Origin of the sequence: Streptomyces sp. H39-C1, assembly GCF_027158125.1 — a bacterium.
Classification (GTDB): Bacteria; Actinomycetota; Actinomycetes; order Streptomycetales; family Streptomycetaceae; genus Actinacidiphila; species Actinacidiphila fildesensis.
In genome coordinates this window covers 70111-89875 of sequence record NZ_JAPVLS010000036.1, presented here as the reverse complement: position 1 = coordinate 89875, position 19765 = coordinate 70111, and the positions used below count along the sequence as shown (strand labels likewise).

General features: G+C 71.6%; 20 protein-coding genes. 6 read left to right on the top strand and 14 right to left on the bottom strand.

The window, feature by feature from the left end; translation table 11 throughout:
* Both O3W51_RS23745 and O3W51_RS23740 read right to left on the bottom strand, forming a co-directional pair.
* Positions 1–417, bottom strand: a 417-nt coding sequence (locus tag O3W51_RS23745; protein WP_269287315.1) for a deoxyribodipyrimidine photo-lyase, incomplete at its 3' end; no start/stop codon positions are given.
* A 100-nt stretch (positions 418–517) separates the two neighbouring features.
* Positions 518–913: a MarR family winged helix-turn-helix transcriptional regulator gene (locus O3W51_RS23740; protein WP_269287314.1), complete on the bottom strand. Its 396-nt coding sequence runs from the start codon at positions 911–913 to the stop codon at positions 518–520.
* A gap of 86 nt (positions 914–999) precedes the next feature.
* Here O3W51_RS23740 and O3W51_RS23735 point away from each other — a divergent pair, with 86 nt between their 5' ends.
* Together O3W51_RS23735 and O3W51_RS23730 are read left to right on the top strand one after the other, a co-directional pair.
* The gene (locus tag O3W51_RS23735; RefSeq protein WP_138353852.1) at positions 1000–2517 is read left to right on the top strand and encodes an MFS transporter; all 1518 of its coding nucleotides are present in this window, start codon (positions 1000–1002) and stop codon (positions 2515–2517) included.
* A gap of 147 nt (positions 2518–2664) precedes the next feature.
* Positions 2665–2943 (top strand): DUF6332 family protein, encoded by a 279-nt coding sequence (locus O3W51_RS23730; RefSeq protein ID WP_138353853.1) that lies wholly within the window; start codon positions 2665–2667, stop codon positions 2941–2943.
* Between the two features lie 41 nt (positions 2944–2984).
* Here the strand turns inward: O3W51_RS23730 and O3W51_RS23725 are convergent, their stop codons facing one another.
* From O3W51_RS23725 to O3W51_RS23715, 3 genes are read right to left on the bottom strand one after another with little or no spacing between them, the layout of a single operon-like run.
* Positions 2985–3650 (bottom strand): response regulator transcription factor, encoded by a 666-nt coding sequence (locus O3W51_RS23725; RefSeq protein ID WP_138353854.1) that lies wholly within the window; start codon positions 3648–3650, stop codon positions 2985–2987.
* Entirely contained in the window at positions 3647–4864 is a 1218-nt protein-coding gene (locus O3W51_RS23720) for a sensor histidine kinase (RefSeq protein ID WP_138353855.1), read from the bottom strand. The genes O3W51_RS23725 and O3W51_RS23720 overlap by 4 nt, the downstream gene beginning before the upstream one ends.
* Before the next feature lie 58 nt (positions 4865–4922).
* Positions 4923–5642 (bottom strand): TetR/AcrR family transcriptional regulator, encoded by a 720-nt coding sequence (locus O3W51_RS23715; protein ID WP_138353856.1) that lies wholly within the window; start codon positions 5640–5642, stop codon positions 4923–4925.
* A gap of 132 nt (positions 5643–5774) precedes the next feature.
* Here O3W51_RS23715 and O3W51_RS23710 point away from each other — a divergent pair, with 132 nt between their 5' ends.
* Positions 5775–6230, top strand: coding sequence for a nitroreductase family deazaflavin-dependent oxidoreductase (locus O3W51_RS23710; RefSeq protein ID WP_138353857.1), 456 nt, complete (start codon positions 5775–5777; stop codon positions 6228–6230).
* An 81-nt stretch (positions 6231–6311) separates the two neighbouring features.
* Here O3W51_RS23710 and O3W51_RS23705 read toward each other — a convergent pair whose 3' ends face one another.
* Together O3W51_RS23705 and O3W51_RS23700 are read right to left on the bottom strand one after the other, a co-directional pair.
* A complete protein-coding gene (locus O3W51_RS23705) occupies positions 6312–6968 on the bottom strand; it encodes a DUF4230 domain-containing protein (protein WP_138353858.1) in 657 nt (218 codons plus the stop codon).
* A 58-nt stretch (positions 6969–7026) separates the two neighbouring features.
* Positions 7027–8256 (bottom strand): geranylgeranyl reductase family protein, encoded by a 1230-nt coding sequence (locus tag O3W51_RS23700; RefSeq protein WP_138353859.1) that lies wholly within the window; start codon positions 8254–8256, stop codon positions 7027–7029.
* A gap of 149 nt (positions 8257–8405) precedes the next feature.
* Between O3W51_RS23700 and O3W51_RS23695 the strand changes: the two genes are divergently transcribed.
* Positions 8406–9767: a dipeptidase gene (locus O3W51_RS23695; protein WP_269287313.1), complete on the top strand. Its 1362-nt coding sequence runs from the start codon at positions 8406–8408 to the stop codon at positions 9765–9767.
* Positions 9768–9813: 46 nt separating this feature from the next.
* Here the strand turns inward: O3W51_RS23695 and O3W51_RS23690 are convergent, their stop codons facing one another.
* A complete protein-coding gene (locus O3W51_RS23690; RefSeq protein ID WP_269287312.1) occupies positions 9814–10908 on the bottom strand; it encodes an NUDIX hydrolase in 1095 nt (364 codons plus the stop codon).
* Between the two features lie 308 nt (positions 10909–11216).
* Here O3W51_RS23690 and O3W51_RS23685 point away from each other — a divergent pair, with 308 nt between their 5' ends.
* On the top strand, positions 11217–11669 hold the full coding sequence (locus tag O3W51_RS23685; RefSeq protein ID WP_138353862.1) for a DUF6069 family protein: 453 nt from the start codon (positions 11217–11219) through the stop codon (positions 11667–11669).
* A 20-nt stretch (positions 11670–11689) separates the two neighbouring features.
* On the opposite strand, the gene O3W51_RS23680 is transcribed toward O3W51_RS23685, so the two are convergent.
* The 4 genes from O3W51_RS23680 to O3W51_RS23665 all read right to left on the bottom strand — a co-directional run bounded on the left by O3W51_RS23680 (position 11690) and on the right by O3W51_RS23665 (position 16116).
* The gene (locus tag O3W51_RS23680; protein WP_138353863.1) at positions 11690–12619 is read right to left on the bottom strand and encodes a carbohydrate ABC transporter permease; all 930 of its coding nucleotides are present in this window, start codon (positions 12617–12619) and stop codon (positions 11690–11692) included.
* A complete protein-coding gene (locus tag O3W51_RS23675; protein WP_269287310.1) occupies positions 12616–13530 on the bottom strand; it encodes a carbohydrate ABC transporter permease in 915 nt (304 codons plus the stop codon). Before O3W51_RS23675 ends, O3W51_RS23680 begins: the two co-directional genes overlap by 4 nt.
* Positions 13531–13541: 11 nt before the next feature.
* Complete coding sequence (locus O3W51_RS23670) at positions 13542–14870, bottom strand: ABC transporter substrate-binding protein (protein WP_232485042.1); 1329 nt, start codon at positions 14868–14870, stop codon at positions 13542–13544.
* Between the two features lie 262 nt (positions 14871–15132).
* Entirely contained in the window at positions 15133–16116 is a 984-nt protein-coding gene (locus tag O3W51_RS23665) for an ROK family protein (protein ID WP_138353865.1), read from the bottom strand.
* A 151-nt stretch (positions 16117–16267) separates the two neighbouring features.
* Here O3W51_RS23665 and O3W51_RS23660 point away from each other — a divergent pair, with 151 nt between their 5' ends.
* Entirely contained in the window at positions 16268–17254 is a 987-nt protein-coding gene (locus O3W51_RS23660; protein ID WP_138353866.1) for a LacI family DNA-binding transcriptional regulator, read from the top strand.
* A gap of 77 nt (positions 17255–17331) precedes the next feature.
* On the opposite strand, the gene O3W51_RS23655 is transcribed toward O3W51_RS23660, so the two are convergent.
* Together O3W51_RS23655 and O3W51_RS23650 are read right to left on the bottom strand one after the other, a co-directional pair.
* Positions 17332–18600 (bottom strand): DUF6986 family protein, encoded by a 1269-nt coding sequence (locus tag O3W51_RS23655; RefSeq protein WP_269287309.1) that lies wholly within the window; start codon positions 18598–18600, stop codon positions 17332–17334.
* A gap of 197 nt (positions 18601–18797) precedes the next feature.
* Entirely contained in the window at positions 18798–19760 is a 963-nt protein-coding gene (locus O3W51_RS23650; RefSeq protein WP_138353868.1) for an electron transfer flavoprotein subunit alpha/FixB family protein, read from the bottom strand.
* Positions 19761–19765: the final 5 nt, after the last annotated feature.

The window sequence follows — 19765 nt, the reverse complement described above, 5'->3', positions numbered from 1 at the left end:
TGTCTCGGCGCCCGGGGCGACGGGGGTCCCCACCGCCGCGTGCACCCCCAGGAGCCGGCCGTCGCGTTCCAGGGCGCGGCGCTGCCGCGCCTCGCGGCGCTGAGCGTACCGGCGGACGCCGGCCGCGAGGTGCACCTGCTCCGCGCCGGCCTCGGCGGCCACCGCGCGGACCTGTTCGGTGACGTCGCCGGTGCGCAGGGCCAGCCGGGCTCCGGTGCGGCGCAGCCGGGTGTCGAGATCGGCGAGGCAGCCGGCCAGGAAGGCGGCGCGGTTGGGGGAGGGACAGCCGGCGTCGCGGATCGCGTGGTCCACGACGAAGAGCGGGACGACCTGGTCGGCCGAGCCCAACGCGCCGCGGAGCGAGGGGTTGTCGTGCAGCCGGAGGTCGCCGGTGAACAGCGCGATGGAGACGGACATACCGCCAACAGCTACCGACTCCGGCGGCCCGCGGCCGGGCGACACGCGGAGGGCACGGTCACGCCTACTCGAAGGAGCACGCGCTGCTCGAAGAAAGCGGTCACACCTTGCCGAGCATGCGCTCCAGTACGGCCCGCTGCCCTGGCCGGGCCACCTCGTACCGGGTGCGCCCCAGGTCGGTGATCCCGACCCGTACGCCGCGCCGGTCCTCGTCGCAGATCCCGCGGCTCACCAGGCCGTCCTTCTCCAGCCGGGCCACCAGCCGGGACAGCGCGCTCTGGCTCAGATGGACCCGGTCGGCCAGTTCCTGGACGCGGAAGGTGCAGCCGCCGTCCGCCGGATCCCCGCCGGCGAGTACGTCGAGGACCTCGAAATCGCTGGCCCCGAGACCGTGCTGATGCAGCTCACGGTCGAGTTCGCACGCCGTACGCGCGTGGACGGCGAGGATCGCCCGCCATTCCTCCACGAGCGCCCGCTCACCTTTGTCACCGGTCATCTCTGCACGGTAGCAGAAAAACGACGCTCCATGCGCAAGCATTAAATGCACTTGCATTGGATGCATGCGCATGTAGTCTGCTCCGCATGACCTCTCCGTCCTCCACCGTCCGCGCTACCGAAGCGAGTTGGAACGCCCGCCAGTGGGGCACCCTGCTGGTGCTCTGCGCGGCGCTGTTCCTCGACGCGCTCGATGTATCGATGGTGGGCGTAGCCCTCCCCTCGATCGCCCACGACCTCGACCTCACCACCGCCTCGCTCCAGTGGATCGTCAGCGGCTACATCCTCGGCTACGGCGGTCTGCTGCTGCTCGGCGGCCGCGCCGCCGACCTGCTCGGACGCCGCCGCGTCTTCCTGATCGCGCTCGGCGTCTTCGCCGCCGCCTCGCTGCTCGCCGGCGTCGTCGACTCCGGTGAGCTGCTCATCGCCACCCGCTTCATCAAGGGTCTGAGCGCCGCGTTCACCGCACCCGCCGGACTGTCGATCATCACCACCTCGTTCGCCGAGGGCCCGGTCCGCAACCGGGCGCTCACCATCTACGCCTCCTGCGGCGCGACCGGCTTCTCGATGGGCCTGGTGCTCTCCGGGCTGCTCACCGAGGTGGGCTGGCGCTGGACCATGCTGCTGCCCGCACCGGTCGCCCTGATCGCCCTCGTCGTCGGCCTCAAGCTCATCCCCAGGAGCCCCCGCGAGAGCGGCGCGGGACGCGGCTACGACCTGCCCGGCGCGCTGACCGGTACCGCCGCGATGCTGCTGCTCGTCTACACCGTCGTCGAAGCCGGACAGACCGGCTGGGGCTCGGCCCGCACCCTGGTGTCGTTCGGCGTCGTCGCCGTACTGCTGGCCGGCTTCATCGCCATCGAACGGCGCTCCGCGCACCCGCTGATCCGGCTCGGCATCCTGCGCTCCCCCAACCAGATCCGCGCCAACCTGGGCGGCGCCACCTTCATGGGGTCGTACATCGGCTTCCAGTTCCTCGTCACCCAGTACATGCAGTCCCTGCTCGGCTGGTCGGCACTGCACACCGCGCTCGCCTTCCTGCCGGCCGGCGCGCTGGTGGCCATCGCCTCGCCCCGGATGGGGCCGGTGGTCGACCGGTTCGGCACCCCGCGGGTGATCACGGCGGGCTTCGCCTCGCTCGTCCTCGGCTATGTGCTCTTCCTGCGGGTCGACCTGTCGCCCGCCTACGCCCTCGACATCCTGCCGTCGATGCTGCTGCTCGGCACCGCCTTCACCCTCGCCTACTCGTCGCTCAACATCCAGGCCACCAACGGCGTCAGCGACCATGAGCAGGGCATGGTCTCCGGCCTGCTCAACAGCTCGTTCCAGGTGGGCGGGGCGATCTTCCTGGCCATCGTGACCGCGGTGGTGACGTCGAGCGGCACCGGGTCGCCCAGCACGCCGCAGGCGGTCCTGGACACCTACCGGCCGGGGCTCGTGGTCGTCACCCTCATCGGGGTGGCGGGGCTGCTGATCACCGTCACCGGGCTGCGCAAGCGCCGTCCGGCCCACGAGATCGTCGTCGCGACCTCCGTACCGTCGGCCTCGTCCGCCGGTGTGGTGGCGGCGGAGGCCGAGGCGCAGCCGGTGGCGGTGCGCGACTGACCGACCGGTCCGCCGTACCACCCGGGAACCGACCGTCGTCCGGTCCCGCGCCACGAGGGAGGGCGCGGGGCCGGACGTCTCCCGTGGCGCGGGGCCGGGTGCCGGACCGGCGGATTGTGCCGCCGGTCCCAGGGGAAGGGTGTTCCTATGCGTGGGACTCGTACACAGGCCGAGCGGGACGCCACCACGGTCGAGATGATGTACGCGGCGGCGGCCGGAACGGTCTTCGCCGCGATCGCCTTCGCCCTGGTGGTGAGCCCGGTGCTAGCCGGGCGGGTGCACGGCGACGCCCGGCACAGCTGGGTGACGGCGGCCGTCGCCGTGGCGGTGGTGACCTTCTGCGGCACGGTGGCCGGCGTCCTGCAGCGCCACGAGAACCGGACGCGCGAAGCGCGGGACGTACCGGGCCGCAGAGAATCCCGCTGAGCCGGATCGATTCAACCCCGGTCGGGTGCCGGCCCCTTCGGTCAGCCGAGCCACCCAGGGCGTACCAGCCCGGACTCATAGGCCAGGACGACGAGTTGGGCCCGGTCGCGGGCACCGAGCTTGATCATGGCGCGGCTGACATGGGTCTTGGCGGTGAGCGGGCTGACAACGAGTCTGCGGGCGATCTCCTCGTTCGACAGGCCGATGCCCACCAGCGCCATCACCTCGCGCTCGCGGTCGGTGAGGTGCTCCAGGCCCGCGACGGTCGTCGGCTCCTTCGACCGGGCCGCGAACTCCGCGATCAGCCGGCGGGTCACCCCCGGCGAGAGGAGGGCGTCGCCCTCCACCACCGCCCGGACCGCCCGCAGCAGTTCCGCCGGCTCGGTGTCCTTGACCAGGAAGCCGGAGGCACCGGCGCGGATCGCCTCGAAGACGTACTCGTCCAGCTCGAACGTGGTCAGGATGACCACCTTGACGCCGGTCAGCGCCGGATCCGCGGTGATGTGCCGGGTGGCCGCCAGACCGTCCATACGCGGCATGCGGATGTCCATCAGGACGGCGTCCGGGGTGAGTTCGCGCACCAGCCGCAGCGCCGCCTCCCCGTCGTCGGCCTCGCCGACCACCTCGATATCGCTCTGGACGTCGAGCAGCGCCCGGAAGCCGGCCCTCACCAGGACCTGGTCGTCGGCAAGCAGTACGCGGATCATCGGCCCTCTTCCTCGGTGGCGCCCGCCACGGTACCGGCCGCGCCGGACGGCAGCCGTGCCAGCACGCGGAAGCCGCCGCCGGGGCGCGGTCCTGCCTCGACCGTGCCGCCCAGCGCCGCGGCCCGTTCGCGCATACCGATCAGGCCGTTGCCGCCGCCCCCGTCGCCCTCCTGCCGCTGCGCCGAGGGTCCGTCGTCGTCCACGCTCAGCTCGACCCCCTCCGGCCCGTATCCGAGGCGGACGCGCGCGGTGCGGGAGCCGGAGTGCCGGACGATGTTGGTCAGCGCCTCCTGGATGATGCGGAACGCCGCGAGGTCCGCGCCGGGCGGCAGCGGGAAGCGCGCTCCGGCGGTGGTGATGTCCACCGTCAGACCGGCGCCGGCCGCCTGTTCGGCGAGTTCGGGCAGCCGGTCCAGGCCGGGGGCGGGCGACCGCGGCGCGTCACCCGGTGCCCGCAGGGTGCTGAGCACCTGTCGGACCTCGCCGAGCGCCTCCTTGCTGGCGGCTTTGATGGTGGTCAGCGCCGTACGGGCCTGCTCGGGGTGGTCGTCCATGAGCGCGAGGGCGACACCCGCCTGCACATTGATCACCGAGATGCTGTGCGCGAGGACGTCGTGCAGCTCCCGGGCGATCCGCAGCCGCTCCTCGTCGGCGCGCCGGTTCTCCGCCTCCTCGCGCTCGCGCCGCTCGCGCGCGATCCGCTCACGGCGGGCCCGGAACAGCTCGGCGCCGGCCAGGACCGCCAGCAGCCAGGCGGCGATGCCGGACGCGGCCATCCAGGACGAGGGGCCGTCGCCCTCCGGCGGCAGCCAGCGGTACAGCCACTGGCCGACCAGCAGCTCCCCTGCGTAGACCACCCCCGCGATGATCAGCACGGCGCGGCGGCGGCCCGCTCCGATGGCGGCGAAGAAGGCCACGACCACGCTGAGGAAGACCGGCCCGTACGGGTAGCCGAGCGCGAGATAGCCGCCGGCCACGGCGGCGGTGCCGGCGGCGACGAACACCGGCAGGCGGTGGCGCAGCGGCAGCATCGCCGGTCCTGCCAGCAGCAGTACGTAGGCCAGCGAGTCCAGGGGCACGCGGCCCGTCTGGTTGCGCGCCGCTCCGTTGGAGCCGACGAGCTGCGCGACCGCCACGGCGATCGAGGAGATCCAGGGGTAGCGGGTGGCGATGCCACGGAACCGGGGTGCCCGGGGCGACTCCTGGTCTGTCATGCCGCAACGCTAGACCGGCGGACCGATGGCCGTCGTCCGCTGCCGGTGGTCATCGTGACTACTCCGCTGGGAGTACGGCGGCGGGCGACAGCCCGACCTGGCCGGCCAGCGCGCCCACGGCCTGGTCGAAGAACGCACCGCGGGCCTCCACCACGCGGTTGAACTGGCCGAAGAGCTCGAAGCTCAGCAGTCCGAAGAGCTGGGCCCAGCTGCCGACCAGCGCGGCGACGACCGGGATGGGGAGCTCCGGGCCCAGCTCCGCCGCCAGCCGGGCGGCGTCCGCCCTGACCGGCGCGGCCAACGGCGATCCGGGGGGCGGGCCCAGGGTGCCGGCCGCATGCGCCTCCCGCACCACGGCGACCAGCGTGAGCGGTACGCGGGAGGCGGGGCCCACGGTGTCCATCGGCGCGATGTAGCCGGGCACCGGCGAGCCGTAGATGAGGGCGTACTCGTGCGGGCGTGCCAGGGCCCAGTCGCGCACCGAGCGGCAGACCGCCACCCAGCGCGCGTGCGGGGCGTCGCCGGCCGTGCGGGCGAGGGCGGCCTCGGCCTCCGCTCCCATGGCGTCGTACGCGTCGATGATGAGCGCGGTCAGCAGCTCGTCCCGGCTCGGGAAGTAGCGGTAGAGGGCCGAGGAGACCATGCCCAGCTCGCGCGCCACCGCACGCAGGGAGAGGCGGGACGCGCCCTCGGCGGCCAGCTGCCGTCTCGCTTCTTCCTTTATGGCGGCGGTTACTTCGATTCGGGCCCGTTCCCTGGCTCCGCGGATCACACTCATGTCGTCCAGTCTGCCATCTTCCGGAGCATCGGCCAACAATGAGAGCACCGCTCTTGTTTTTTCCGGACGACGGTGACAGGCTGAACTCAAGCGAGAGCACCGCTCTCCATTTCGCCTCAGGGAGCACCGATCATGGCCGACCGCGACCACGTCAAGAAGCCCGGCTGGTTCACCGTCAACGTCTTCAACCGCACGGTCGCGTGGCTGACCCGGCGCGGGCTGAGCATCTGGGGATCGCGGGTGCTGGCCGTGAAGGGCCGCAAGAGCGGCGAATGGCGGCGCACCCCGGTCAACCTGCTGACGGTCGGCGAGGAGCGCTACCTGGTGGCCCCGCGCGGGCACGTCCAGTGGACGCACAACATGCGGGCGGCCGGCGGCGGGCAGCTCATCCTCGGCCGGAGGACCGAGGAGTTCACCGCGACCGAGATCGCCGATGACGACAAGCCGGTGCTGCTGCGCGCCTACCTCAAACGCTGGAAGGCCGAGGTCGGCGTGTTCTTCGGCGGCGTCGGACCCGATTCGACCGACGAGGAGCTGCGCGCGATAGCGCACAAGCACCCCGTCTTCCTGGTCACCACCTCGGGCTGACGGCGAACCGCCCGCGAACGGCCTGCGGGCGGACCGCCAGGAACAGGGGCCGACGGGCCACGGGACCACGGAGCCGTCGGACTACGGGGCGAAGGTCACCTCGACCTTGGTGAACCCGAGCGAGGTGAGCAGCCGCTGCAGCATCGACTGGGTGTTGGCCTCCGCGCGCCGGCCCAGCTCGGTCGCCTTGGCCGCGTCCTGGATCTTCTGCGCGGCCAGTTCGTTCAGCTGCTTCTCGTTCCCGGGGTTGTTGCCCAGGAAGTCGCCGAGCCGGTCGAAGAAGCCCCGCTGCTGGGAGACCACATAGGAGTTCTTCGGGTCGAGGGCGGTGCGCTCCAGCTCCGCGTGGGGCAGCCGGATGGTCGCGGCGGTGCGGTCGGCGGAGACCGTGACCGCGTCCTTGCCGACCTTGCCCAGGTCCACATAGGAGTCGACGCTGCCCGCGCCGACGTACAGCGTCCGCTTGCCCTTCACGGAGTCGGGAAGGAAGGTCGCGTCCTTCTGCAGATCGACGACGACCTGGAAGTTCCCGCTCGCGCCCTGGAAGCGGCTCATGTCCTGGATCGACTTCAGCACCACGGGACCGCTGCGGTCCTTGGTCTTCTCGCCGAACGGATTGGGGATTCCGGGAAGCAGGTCTGCCTTGGCGAAGAGAAAGAAAAGCCCGGCCAGGACCACCACCGTGGCGGTCAGCCTGGCCCACCACGGCATTCGGCCCGCACTGTCGCGCAACACCATGTTGACGGCACCTCCTGGGAAGTCGCCTTCCCCTCAAGTGCCGTTCCATGGGCCGCCGTTACGAACGGTCCAGCGCCCACAGCGCCCGGCGGGCGAGCGGATGGTTACGGACCAGGTCCGCGAGGGTGCCCTTGCCGCGGGTGATCCCCGCGAAAGCGTTCCAGGCCGGCGGGAAGGTGGTGAGAACGGCGTGCAGCAGACCGGGGCGCTTCTCGAACAGGGCCAGCATCCGCCGCCCCACCCCCATCTCCACACCGAGCCCGGCCTTCACGGCGAAGGCGTAGTTCAGCGCCTGCCGGCGGGCGTCGACCGCGTCGTGCGCCTCGGAGATCCGGACCGCCCACTCCCCCGCCAGCCGTCCGGAGCGCAGCGCGAACGAGATGCCCTCACGGGTCCACGGCTCCAGCAGCCCCGCCGCGTCACCGCACACCAGGACCCGGCCACGGGACAGCGGGGAGTCGTCGGAGCGGCAGCGGGTGAGGTGCCCGGAGGAGATGCTCGGTTCGAAGCCGGCCAGCCCGAGGCGGGCGATGAAGTCCTCCAGGTAGCGCTTGGTCGCGCTGCCGTCACCGCGCGCGGAGATCACGCCGACGGTGAGCGAGTCGCCCTTGGGGAACACCCAGCCGTAACTGCCGGGCAGCGGGCCCCAGTCGATGAGGACGCGGCCGGCCCAGTCCTCGGCCACCGACACCGGTACCGGGATCTCGGCCTCCAGGCCGAGGTCGACCTGGTCCAGCTTGACCCCGACGTGAGCTCCTATCCGGCTGGCGCTGCCGTCGGCGCCGACCACGGCGCGGGCCAGGACGGTCGCCCCGTCGTTGAGCACGACGGCGACCGTCCGCCGGTCGGGCACGGCCGGGCCGTGCTGCTCCACGCGGGAGACGGTCACCCCGGTCCGCAGCACGGCCCCGGCCTCCTGCGCCGTCCGGACCAGGGCCTCGTCGAACTCGGGGCGGTTGATCAGGCCGAACAGCATGTGCCGCGAGCGCTTGGTGCGGGTCAGCTTGCCGTTGAGACTGAAGGTGACCGCGTGCACACGGTCCCGCAGCGGAAGCTCGAAGCCGGGCGGCAGCGAGTCGCGGGAGGGGCCGATGATGCCGCCGCCGCATGTCTTGTAGCGCGGGAGTTCGGATTTCTCCAGCAGCAGCACCCTGCGGCCGGCGGCGGCCGCCGCATGGGCTGCCGAGGCACCACCGGGGCCGGCACCGACCACCACGACATCCCAGACCGTGTCGTCCGCTCCGTCGTCCGCCGAACCGCTGCCCTGCGCCGCTTGCTCGCTGCTCACGTGTGATTCCGCTCCCGCTCGACCCGCCGACTCTCGTCGCCCCTGCTCAGCCGCATCCTATGGCGAGAACCCGGCTCCGACCGCTGTGGCACCATCGGCAACGTCCACTTGTGCGCACGAACACACCATCACACCCGCAAGGAGCGCCCATGCAGGCCGTCCCGCTCTCCGAAACCGTCGCCTCCCTCATGCCGCGCGCCCGCGCGGAACTCGCCGAGCTCGTGTCGTTCGCGTCGGTCGCCGACGAACGCCAGTTCCCGAGGAGCGGCTGCGAGAAGGCCGCCGGCTGGGTCGCCGACGCACTGCGGGCCGACGGCTTCCAGGACGTGGCACTGCTGGACACCCCGGACGGCACCCAGTCGGTCTACGGATACCTCCCAGGACCGCAGGGCGCGCCGACCGTGCTGCTGTACGCGCACTACGACGTGCAGCCGCCGCTGGACGAAGCCGCCTGGATCTCCCCGCCGTTCGAGCTGACCGAGCGGGACGGCCGCTGGTACGGGCGCGGCGCCGCCGACTGCAAGGGCGGCATCCTGATGCACCTCACGGCGCTGCGCGCGCTGCGCGAGCACGGCGGGTCCCCGGTGAGCATCAAGGTCATCGTCGAGGGTTCCGAGGAGCAGGGCACCGGCGGCCTGGAACGTTATGTCGAGGCGCACCCCGAGCTGCTGACGGCCGACGCGATCGTGATCGGTGACACGGGCAACTTCCGGGTCGGGCTGCCGACGGTCACCGCGACGCTGCGCGGCATGGCGATGGTCGAGGTGAAGGTCGAGACCCTCGGCGGCAATCTGCACTCGGGCCAGTTCGGCGGTGCGGCCCCGGACGCGCTCGCCGCGCTCATCCACATGCTCGGCACCCTGCGCGACGAGAACGGCGCCACCACCGTCGACGGGCTGGCCGCGGACGGCCGGTGGGACGGGCTGCAGTACCCGGAGGACGACTTCCGCAAGGACGCCAAGGTGCTGGACGGTGTCGGCCTCGTCGGCACCGGCACGGTCTCGGACCGGGTCTGGGCCCGGCCGTCGGTGACCGTGCTGGGCATCGACTGCCCGCCGATGGTGGGCGCGACCCCGTCCGTCCAGGCGAGCGCGGGAGCGTTGGTCAGCCTCCGGGTGCCGCCGGGCATGGACGCGCAGGAGGCCGCCGACGCGCTCATCGCGCATCTGCGGGCGGCCGCCCCCTGGGGTGCCCGGGTCGAGGTCACCCAGCGCGGCAGCGGCCAGCCGTTCCGAGCCGACACCACCAGCCCGGCGTACACCGCGATGGCCGACGCCATGCGCACCGCGTACGGCCAGGAGCTGGAGATCGCCGGTCAGGGCGGGTCGATCCCGCTGTGCAACACGCTGGCCACGCTGTACCCCGAGGCGGAGATCCTGCTGATCGGCCTGAGCGAGCCGGACGCCCAGATCCACGCGGTGAACGAGAGCGTCTCCCCGCAGGAGCTGGAACGCCTGTCGCTGGCCGAGGCGCTGTTCCTGGGCCAGTACGCCGCGTCCAAGTCCGTATGAGCTGACGGGGTCCCGCCGCTGAGCGGCGGGACCCCGTCAGGCCGGTTCACTCGACGGGCCGGCCGGCCTCCAGGTTCAGCGGGACGCCGCGCTCGCGGGCTCGCAGCGCCCAGTGCAGCCGGTCCAACCGTACCGGGGGCAGCAGCCCCGCGGCCTCGTCCTCGGTGACGAACCGCCAGCCGCGCAGTTCGGCGCCGGGGAGCAGCAGCCGTTCGGCGTCGGCCGCGGGTATGCGTCCGCCGTCGAAGAGCAGCCGCATTCCGCCGAAGCCGGGTGGCGCCGGCGGTTCCCAGTCGACGACCAGCAGCCTCGGCACCACGGCGAGTTCGATGCCCAGTTCCTCGGAGACCTCGCGCAGTCCCGCCTGCGCCGGTGCCTCGCCCCGCTCGACGACCCCGCCGGGGAACTCCCAGCCCGGTTTGTAGGTCGGATCGACGAGCAGCACCCGGTCGTGCTCGTCGAAGAGCAGCACCCCGGAGGCGACGGTCTCCGCCGTGGGTTCCGGGGTCTGCACGATGTCGCAGCGCCCCACACCCTGGCGCAGCGCCTCGGCGATCCGCTCCGCGGTCTGGCGGGGTGTCAGCTTCGCCGTCCTGATGACATACGCGTCGGTGCTGAGCCAGGACAGCGCGTCCAGGTACTCCGGAAGGTGGTTCCCGGACCAGCGGCGCGCCGGCGCGCCGGCTCCGGGCGGCAGCGGCAGCCCGCCGACCGGTCCGCCGTCCAGTCCCTCGCCGGGGTCCGCCCGCAGCTCCTCCTCCGCCTCCTCCCGGCGGGCGAGACGCTCCCGCAGGATCGTTTCCCCTGGGTCGAGCAGCACATGTCGCACCACGATTCCGCGCGAGGCCAGACCGCCGAACAACTCGTCGCGGTACTCCTGCCGCAGCAGAGTGGCCGGGACGACCAGCACTCCCCCGACCTCCTGGAGCAGCGCGGCGGCGGTGTCGACCACCAGCCGCCGCCAGATCTGCAGGTCCTGGAGGTCGGTCACCTCCTGGAGCCGCTTCTCGGACAACAGCTGGCCGAGTCCCGTACCGACGACCTCCGGATCGTAGAGAGTGCTGCCCGGCAGTAGGTCCAGCAGTTCGCGTGCGGCGCTGGTCTTGCCAGCGCCGACCGCCCCGTTCACCCAGACGATCACGGTGCCCCCTTCTCCGTAGCCCCCTACGAATTGCCCGGATCATCGCTATCGGCAAACGCGCAGTACCGGCCATCGGCTCGTACCGGCCCCCACCGACGGCCTCCCGACGGCCTCCCCACGCCCCTCTCGGCGCCCAGCCTGCACCCGCCCGTCACCCGGCCCGGAAGAAAGTTCTCCCGCCGTGTCGATCCGGGGCGACCCCGTTCGACGCATGAGTAGAAGCCGTGAGCAGAAGCACGGTCCGGCCGGCGCGCAGCGCCGGAGCACCCGGCCCGGACGCCGTCCCTCCCCACCTCAGGAGCCGCATCATGACCACGACCCACTCCGCGTCCCCGTCCGTGAACCGCCCCTCCGCGGCCCGCCAGCTGTCCGCCGCCGCATCGGGCCGGCGGCGGCGCGTCCGGGCCGCCGCCGTGGCCGGCGCCGTCGTGGCCACCTGCGCGGTCCGGGCCGTGGGCCACGCCGCGGGTGCGGACTTCGCGCTCGCCGACTCCATGGGCAGGACCGTCATCAGCCTGCCGGTCGTGGCCGTCTTCAGCCTGCTGTTCGCACTCCTCGGCTGGGGCGGCCTGGCGCTGCTGGAGCACTTCACCCGGCACGCCCGCACCGCGTGGACCACGCTCGCCACGGCGGTGCTGCTGCTGTCGCTGCTGCCGGTCCTCGCCGAGGAGGCCACGACGGCGACCAAGGTCGCGCTGTGCCTGGTGCACGCCGCCGTGGCCGCGGTCCTCGTCCCGGCGCTGCGCCGGACCACCCGCTGACCGCCGGGCACTCTCCCGCTTCACCCCTTGTTCGCGCCGAGGGTGAGGCCCGCGATGAACTGCCGCTGCAGGATCATGAAGACCAGGATCGTGGGCAGCGCGACCATGACCGACCCGGCCGCCAGCAGGTTGTAGTCGGTGAAGAACTGTCCGCGCAGGTTGTTCAGCGCCGAGGTGATCGGCAGTTTGTCGCCGGAGGACATGAAGACCAGCGCCCACAGGAAGTCGTTGTACATCCAGGTGAACTGCAGCGTGGCGAGCGCGGCGACAGCCGGCCGGCACAGCGGCAGCGTGATGCGCCAGTACTGGGTCCACACGCCCGCGCCGTCGACGATCGCCGCCTCGATGATCTCCATCGGCAGGGTGCGCATGAAATTGGCGAGAACGAATACGCAGAAGCCGGTCTGGAAGGCCACCTGGACGGCGATCACGGCCCAGTAGGAGTCGTACATCGTCATCGAGTCGGACATCCAGTACGGCAGCGGAATCCGGTTGAAGAGGGCGTACAGCGGGGTCACGATCACCTGCTGCGGCAGCAGGTTGCCCGCGGTGAACATGACCAGCAGGAAGACCCGGCCCCTGAGCTGGATCCGGGACACCGAGAAGGCGACGAAGGAGGCGAAGAACAGCGTGAGCAGCAGCGCGGGCACCGCGATGATCAGGGAGTTGACGAAGTACTTGCTCATCTCCCCCTCGGTGAACGCCTGCCGGTAGTAGTCGAACGACAGATGCCGCGGCAGGGAGAAGTACCCGTACTTCGCGGTCTCCTGGTAGGGCCGCAACGAGGCGTAGACCGCGAGCAGCAGCGGGGCGAGGAACGCCAGCGACACGGCCATCAGGAACGTGTGGAGTCCCAGACGCGCGGGCCGGACCCGGCGCCGGTCCCGCGAACCGCCGGTGGCGGCCTTCGCGTGCTGGTGGGAGGGCCGGGCGGCAACGGCGGATGTCATGGCTTCCTCTCCTCGCGCATCTCCTGGACCAGGTACGTCACGATGAATCCCAGCGAGATGGTGAGCAGCACCACCGCGATCGCCGATCCGAAACCGATCCGGCTCGCTTCGCCGATGATGTTGTCCGTGACGAGCACGCTGAGAAGTTCCAGACCGTTGCGCCCGTGGTTGACGGCGTAGACGATGTCGAACGCCCGGAGTGCCTCGATGACGGTGATCACCACGACGATGACGTTCACCGGCCGCAGCGCCGGCAGCACGACCCGGAAGAACGCCTGCACCTCGCTGGCCCCGTCGATCGCCGCGGCCTCCTCGAGGGCCGGGTCCACCGACTTCAGCCCGGCCAGGAAGAGGATCATCACGTAGCCGGTGTGCCGCCAGGCCGCGGCGAGCAGGATCGCCCAGATGTTCAGCGAGGGATCGCCCAGCCAGTCGGTCGGGTTGTCGGTGTTCGCCAGGACGGCGTTGAGGGCGCCCTGGTCACGGGAGAAGACCAGCTGCGCGATGAAGCCGACGACCGCCAGTGAGAGCACGACCGGCATGTACAGGGTGCTCTGGTAGAAGCGGCTGAAGCGGATGTTCTTGTCCAGGAGCACCGCGAGCAGCAGCCCGAAGGGGGTGGCGATCAGGCCCAGGAACCCCAGCCAGAGCAGGTTGTTGCGGGCCGCCCGCCAGAACGGCGGATAGTTCGTGAACAGGTCGTGGTAGTTGCGGGTGCCGACCCAGTGGATGCTGCCGACGCCGTCCCAGCTGGTGAACGACAGCCCGATGGAGGCGAACGTGGGGCCCCAGACGAGGCCGATCTCCAGCAGGACGGGTATCCCGAGCAGCACACCGAGGACGGCGAGGTCGCGGGGGGAGAACCTCCGCGGACCCCGCCGTCCGGCGCGCCGCGTGATGATCTGCGGCACAGCCTGTACTCCTAGTCCGCGGCGGCGAAGATGGACTTCTTCTGCCTCTCGATGCTGTTGACCAGCCCGTCGATGTCGTCCGGCTTGTTGATGAACGTCTGCAGCGCGGGGATCATGACGGTCGAGGCGAAGTCCGGACGGGTGTCGCGGTCCAGGTACTGGGATATGTGTTGGGCGCCGGCGACCAGTACCGCGGACTTCTTCTGCAGTTCGGTGTACTTGGCGGTGGAGGCACCGGAGTTGACACCGACGTTGTTCGGGTCGCTCGCGAGATAGGAGTCCTCGGCCGCCGGGGTGGCCAGGTACGTGAGGAAGTTCCGTGCCGCGTCCTTGTTCTTGGCCTTCTTCGACATCAGGAAGCCGTCGATGGGTGCTTCGACCGAGTCCTGCCCGTGCGCCGGATCGATCTCCGGGAAGGGGAAGAAGTCCAGGTCCGCGTGCTCGGCCTCGGGGAACTGGGTGCCGGGGTGCGGCAGTCCGAAGACCGCCATGCCGGTCTTGCGCTGCTGCAGGCTCTGCCCCGCCTCCTCCCAGGTCCGGCCGTTGGCGCCCTTCTGGTGGTAGGGCATCAGGCTGCGCCAGAGGTCGAAGACGTGCTTGACCTTGGGGTCGGTCCAGGACTCCTTGCCGGCCATGAGCGAGGCGTGGAAGTCGTAGCCGTTGGCCCGCAGGTTGATGTAGTCGAACGTGCCCATCGCGGGCCAGCCGTCCTTGTCGCCGAAGGCGATCGGCGTGAGCCCGTCCTTCTGCATCTGCCGGGCGAGCGCGGTGTACTGGTCGAACGTCTTCGGCGGCTGGTAACCGTGCTGCTGGAAGAGGCTTTTGCGGTGGAAGACGGCCCACGGGTAGTAGTAGTACGGCACGAAGTACTGCTTGCCGTCATGCCCGGTGGACTGCGCCTTGAGCGCGTCGGAGAAGCCCTTGAATCCCGACCACACATCGCTGATGTCGGACAGCAGGCCCTTTTCCGCGAAGAACTGCATCCGGTTGCCGGCGAACCACATGAAGACGTCGTCCGGGCTGCCCTGCAGATAGCGGTTGATGTTCTCCTGGAACGTGTTGTGGTCGACGGTGTTGACCTTCACCGTCCTGCCCGACTGCTGCTGATAGGCGTCAAAGGCCGACTGGAACGCCGTCTTCGGCACGGCGTCCGACGCGTTGGAACCGAGAGTGACCGTCTTGCCGTCCCCGGAGGGACCGCTGCCGCAGGCGGCGAGCAGCGAGGGAAGGGTGACCGCTCCCGCGCTGATCGCCGCGCCCCGTAACAGACTTCGGCGGGAGATCCGATGTCCGGACGCTTCCCCGACTGTGGGCCGACCACTGAACGATGACTGCGCCATGTCCCCCTCCTCGTGGGTGGAACTGAACACAACCGAACGCGAGCGGTGCGATCCCATCGCCAAGAGGAGGCGGTGTCAAGGTTTCTGACCGGATGACCGGCAACAGCTAGGGGATCTCGCCTCACCAATTTCCACCATTGTTCAACGCAAACAATCGCCATTTCCCGTGGAATGACGCTGCGTCACTCCGGGCGGAGCCGAATCCGGGACGATATGTCCCTACTCCGCAGGCGCCGCGTACCGCCAGTCATCGGAGCGCTGGTCACCCTTCCAGGGCGAACTCCGGTGAGAACTCGGCCAGTCCGAGCACCTGGGCGGCGGCCGCCGCGGCGCCGACCAGACCCGCGTCGGTGCCCAGCAGCGCCGGAACCACCTCGATCCCGGCGGCGAACGACAGAGTCGCGTAGCGCGCCAGATGCGCGCGCAGCGGGCCGAAGAGCACGTCTCCCGCGCCGGCCACCCCGCCGCCGATCACCACGACCCGCACCTCGACGAGCGTCGCGGTGGCGGCGATCCCGGCCGCGAGCGCCTGCGCGGCCCGGTCGAAGGAGGCCAGCGCGACCGGGTCGCCGGCGCGCGCGGACTGCGCCACGGCGGCGGCCGTCGGCTCGGCGCCGCCGGCCGGCACCCAGCCGTTCTCCAGGGCCCGGCGGACGATGTTCGGTCCACTGGCCAGCCGCTCCACACAGCCGCGCGATCCGCACGGGCAGGAGTCGCCGTCGAGGTCGACGCTGATGTGGCCGATGTGGCCCGCGTTCCCCGTGGGGCCGGGCAGCAGGGCGCCGCCGAGCACCAGCCCGCCCCCGACGCCGGTGGAGACGACCATGCAGAGCGCGTTGTCGTAGCCGCGGGCGGCGCCCAGCCAGTGCTCGGCCGCAGTCATCGCGACGCCGTCGCCCGTCAGGACGACCGGAAGCGCGTCGGCCGCCCGCGCCACCCGCTCGACCAGCGGGAAGTCACGCCAGCCGGGGACGTTGACCGGGCTGACGGTGCCCCGCGAGGCGTCCACCGGGCCCGCGCTGCCGATGCCGACGGCCACCACCCGCCGCCATCCTCCGTCCAGGCGCAGCTCACCGAGGACCTCCCCGACGGCGCGCATCACCGTCTCCCCGTCCTGCTTGGCGGGGGTCGGCCGCAGCGCGCGCACGAGCAGCCGGCCGCTCGCGTCGACCAGAGCGCCGGCGATCTTCGTTCCGCCGATGTCCAGTGCGGCAATCAGCGAGCCTGCGGCGCGGTCGGAGTGCATCGGGTTCCGTTCTCCCTCTCATTGGCCGGATACCCGCACGTGACGCGGGGTTAGGAGTAGTGTTTCCTTTCGCTGACAACGTTGTCCATTCATTGCGGCAAGGAATATCGCGACAGTGACCCATACCCCGGGGCATACCCCCCGCCCCACCATGAAGGACGTCGCGGCGCGGGCCGGAGTCGGGCTCAAGACGGTCTCCCGGGTGGTCAACGAGGAACCGGGGGTCACCCCGGACACCATCCAGCGGGTACGGGAGGCGATCGACGCCCTCGGCTTCCGGCGTAACGACAGCGCACGGCTGCTCCGCACCGGACGCACGGCCAGCATAGGGCTGGTGCTGGAGGATCTCGCCGACCCCTTCTACTCGCCGCTGAGCCGGGCCGTCGAAGAGGTGGCCCGCGCGCACTCGACCCTGCTGTTCACCGGTTCCAGCGCCGAGAACGCCGAACGCGAGCAGGAACTGGTCCTCGCGTTCTGCGCCCGCCGGGTGGACGGGCTGGTCGTGGTGCCCGCCAGCGACGACCACCGCTATCTGGAACCGGAGATCGACGCCGGTGTCTCCACCGTCTTCGTGGACCGGCCGGCCGGCGGCATCGACGCCGATGTCGTCCTCAGCGACAGCGCGGGCGGCACCCGTGAGGGCGTCGCCCATCTGATCGCACACGGCCACCGCAGGATCGGCTTCATCGGCGACGAGCTGCGGATCCACACCGCGAACGAGCGGCTGCGCGGCTACCGCGAGGCGATGGCCGCCGCGGGGCTGCCGGTGAGCGAGGAGTGGATCTCGATGGGCCCCACCGCGCCCGAGCGGGTACGCGCCGCGCTGACGGCGATGCTGGCCGCTCCGGAACCGGTCACCGCGCTGTTCGCCGGCAACAACCGGGTCACCGTCACCGCGGTGCGGGTGCTCCTCGGCGAGGTGCGTCCGGTCGCCCTGGTGGGGTTCGACGACTTCGAGCTCGCCGACCTGCTGCGCCCCGCGGTCACCGTGATCGCGCAGGACGCCGTCGGACTGGGACGGGCGGCGGCCAAGCTGCTCTTCCGCCGGCTGGACGGCGGATCGGACAAGCCGCGCCGGATCGAGCTGCCCACCCGGCTGATCGTGCGCGGCTCGGGCGAGATCCCGCCGGCGCCGTAGCCGGCGGCCCCGGTGCCCGGCCCGGCGCCGTCAGGGCGCGCCGGCCGGGCACGGTCGGTGGGAGGCTCCCCCGGGGCTCAGCGGCCGGCCAGGGCGTCCAGTTCCGCACGGCCGAGCCCGGTGCGGGCGGTGACCTCTTCGAGGTCGACGGCGCCGCAGTCCAGGCCGCGCAGCAGGTAGCCGCTGAGCGCCTTGGCGGTGGCGGGCTCGTCCATCACATCGCCGCCCGCCTTGGCCACGTACGCCGCAAGCCGGGCCGCGGCGGTGTCGAGGCCCTCGCGGTAGAAGGCGTAGACGGCGGCGTAGCGGGTGGGCAGGTGGCCGGGGTGCATGTCCCAGCCCTGGTAGTAGGCGCGGGCGAGCGAGCGGCGGACGAGGCCGTGGTGGAGCCGCCAGGCGTCGTGCACCTGGGCGGTCGGACCGACCGGCAGCACGTTCGTGGAGCCGTCGGAGAGCCGGACGCCGGTGCCCGCCGCGGCGACCTGCATGACCGCCTTGGCGTAGTCGGCGACCGGGTGGTCCATCGACTGGTAGGCGGCGCTGACCCCGCAGGAGGCGCTGTAGTCGAAGGTGCCGTAGTGCAGTCCGGTGGCGCGGCCCTCGGCGGCGTCGATGAGGCGCGGCACGGTGGCGGTGCCGTCGGGGCCCAGGATCGACTGGGTCGTCTCGATCTGGATCTCGAAGCCGATGCGGCCGGGCGTCAGGCCGTGCGCCTTCTCGAACTCCTCGCAGAGCCGGACCATCGCGGTGACCTGCTGCGGGAAGGTCACCTTCGGCAGCGTCAGCACCAGCCCGTCCGGCAGGCCGCCGGACCGCATCAGGGTGCTGAGGAAGATGTCCAGGGTGCGGATCCCGCGGTCGCGGACCGCCGCCTCCATGCACTTCATCCGGATGCCGATGTACGGGGGCGCGGTCCCGTCCTCAACCGCGGCCGAGACGATCCGGGCGGCGGCCACGGCCGCGGCGTCCTCCTCGGCGTCCGGGCGCTGGCCGTAGCCGTCCTCGAAGTCGATCCGCAGGTCCTCGACGGGCTCGCGCTCCAGCTTGGCGCGCACCCGGTCGTGGACCGGCCCGGCGAGCTCGTCGCTCAGGCCCAGCACCCGAGCGAGGGCCGCCGCGTCCGGGGCGTGCTCGTCGAGCGCGGCCAGCGCCTGCCGGCCCCAGCTGCGGACGGTGTCGGCGGTGAAGGCGTCGGCGGGGACATAGACGGTGTGCACCGGCTGCCGGGTGCCCGGGTCCCCGGGGTAGCGGCGGGCCAGCTCCGCGTCGGTCGCGGCGAGCGAGGCACCGATGCCCTCTCGTACCGCGTCCGCCAACGTCGTGCCGACCGTCTCACCCTGCGTCATGTGCCAGCCTCCCGAACTTCAACAAACCGTTGAAGGGAAGCTATCCGCGCCGCAGGACCGGGTCAACACCCGGACCGGCCCGATGTCGGGGTAAAACGCGATTTCCTATTCTTTCCCGGCCCTGCGGACCAGGCGGAACGCACGACGGCCCCCGCACGCGCCAGGCGTGCGGGGGCCGTCGGAGGCGTTCCTCGGGATCAGCCCTTACGGGCGGTGATCTCCTCGGTCAGCTGCGGGACGACCTGGAACAGGTCGCCGACCACGCCGTAGTCGACCAGGTCGAAGATCGGCGCCTCGGCGTCCTTGTTGACCGCCACGATCGTCTTCGAGGTCTGCATGCCGGCCCGGTGCTGGATGGCGCCGGAGATGCCGTTGGCGATGTAGAGCTGCGGCGAGACCGACTTGCCGGTCTGGCCCACCTGGTTGGTGTGCGGGTACCAGCCGGCGTCCACCGCGGCACGGGACGCGCCGACGGCCGCACCGAGCGAGTCGGCGAGCGCCTCGATGACGTGGAAGTTCTCGGCGCCGTTGACACCGCGTCCACCCGAGACCACGATCGCGGCCTCGGTCAGCTCCGGGCGGCCAGTGGACTCACGCGGGGTGCGCGTGAGGACCTTGGTGCCCGTGGCCAGCTCGCCGAAGGAGACGGCGAGCTGCTCGACCGTGCCGGCGGCCGGGGCGGCCTCCGGGGCGGCGGAGTTCGGCTTGACGGTGATGACCGGCACGCCGGTGGTGATGCGCGACTTGGTGGTGAACGACGCGGCGAACACCGCCTGCGTGGCGACCGGGCCACCCTCGCCCGGCTCGACGTCGGTGGCGTCGGTGATGATGCCGGAGCCGAGGCGCAGCGCGAGGCGGGCCGCGATCTCCTTGCCCTCCGCGGAGGACGGCACCAGGACGGCCACCGGCTCCACGGCCTGGGCGGCGGCCTGCAGCGCGTCCACCTTCGGTACGACGAGGTAGTCGGCGAACTCGGCCGCGTCGGCGGCCAGCACCTTGACCGCGCCGTACTCGGCGAGCACGGGGGCGGCGGTGTCGACACCGGCGCCGAGGAAGACGGCGACGGGCTCGCCGATCCGGCGGGCCAGGGTCAGCAGTTCGAGAGTCGGCTTGCGGACGGCACCGTCCACGTGGTCGACGAGGACGAGGACTTCACCCATGGGTA

Excerpts from the sequence above, each read along its gene's own strand:
- O3W51_RS23680 (WP_138353863.1), bottom strand. The coding sequence starts at position 12,619 with ATGACATCCGCCGTTGCCGCCCGGCCCTCCCACCAGCACGCGAAGGCC.
- O3W51_RS23705 (WP_138353858.1), bottom strand. The coding sequence starts at position 6,968 with ATGGTGTTGCGCGACAGTGCGGGCCGAATGCCGTGGTGGGCCAGGCTG.
- O3W51_RS23660 (WP_138353866.1), top strand. The coding sequence starts at position 16,268 with ATGAAGGACGTCGCGGCGCGGGCCGGAGTCGGGCTCAAGACGGTCTCC.
- O3W51_RS23740 (WP_269287314.1), bottom strand. The coding sequence starts at position 913 with ATGACCGGTGACAAAGGTGAGCGGGCGCTCGTGGAGGAATGGCGGGCG.
- O3W51_RS23685 (WP_138353862.1), top strand. The coding sequence starts at position 11,217 with ATGACCACGACCCACTCCGCGTCCCCGTCCGTGAACCGCCCCTCCGCG.
- O3W51_RS23665 (WP_138353865.1), bottom strand. The coding sequence starts at position 16,116 with ATGCACTCCGACCGCGCCGCAGGCTCGCTGATTGCCGCACTGGACATC.
- O3W51_RS23695 (WP_269287313.1), top strand. The coding sequence starts at position 8,406 with ATGCAGGCCGTCCCGCTCTCCGAAACCGTCGCCTCCCTCATGCCGCGC.
- O3W51_RS23670 (WP_232485042.1), bottom strand. The coding sequence starts at position 14,870 with ATGGCGCAGTCATCGTTCAGTGGTCGGCCCACAGTCGGGGAAGCGTCC.
- O3W51_RS23655 (WP_269287309.1), bottom strand. The coding sequence starts at position 18,600 with ATGACGCAGGGTGAGACGGTCGGCACGACGTTGGCGGACGCGGTACGA.
- O3W51_RS23735 (WP_138353852.1), top strand. The coding sequence starts at position 1,000 with ATGACCTCTCCGTCCTCCACCGTCCGCGCTACCGAAGCGAGTTGGAAC.
- O3W51_RS23720 (WP_138353855.1), bottom strand. The coding sequence starts at position 4,864 with ATGACAGACCAGGAGTCGCCCCGGGCACCCCGGTTCCGTGGCATCGCC.
- O3W51_RS23710 (WP_138353857.1), top strand. The coding sequence starts at position 5,775 with ATGGCCGACCGCGACCACGTCAAGAAGCCCGGCTGGTTCACCGTCAAC.
- O3W51_RS23715 (WP_138353856.1), bottom strand. The coding sequence starts at position 5,642 with ATGAGTGTGATCCGCGGAGCCAGGGAACGGGCCCGAATCGAAGTAACC.
- O3W51_RS23725 (WP_138353854.1), bottom strand. The coding sequence starts at position 3,650 with ATGATCCGCGTACTGCTTGCCGACGACCAGGTCCTGGTGAGGGCCGGC.
- O3W51_RS23650 (WP_138353868.1), bottom strand. The coding sequence starts at position 19,760 with ATGGGTGAAGTCCTCGTCCTCGTCGACCACGTGGACGGTGCCGTCCGC.
- O3W51_RS23730 (WP_138353853.1), top strand. The coding sequence starts at position 2,665 with ATGCGTGGGACTCGTACACAGGCCGAGCGGGACGCCACCACGGTCGAG.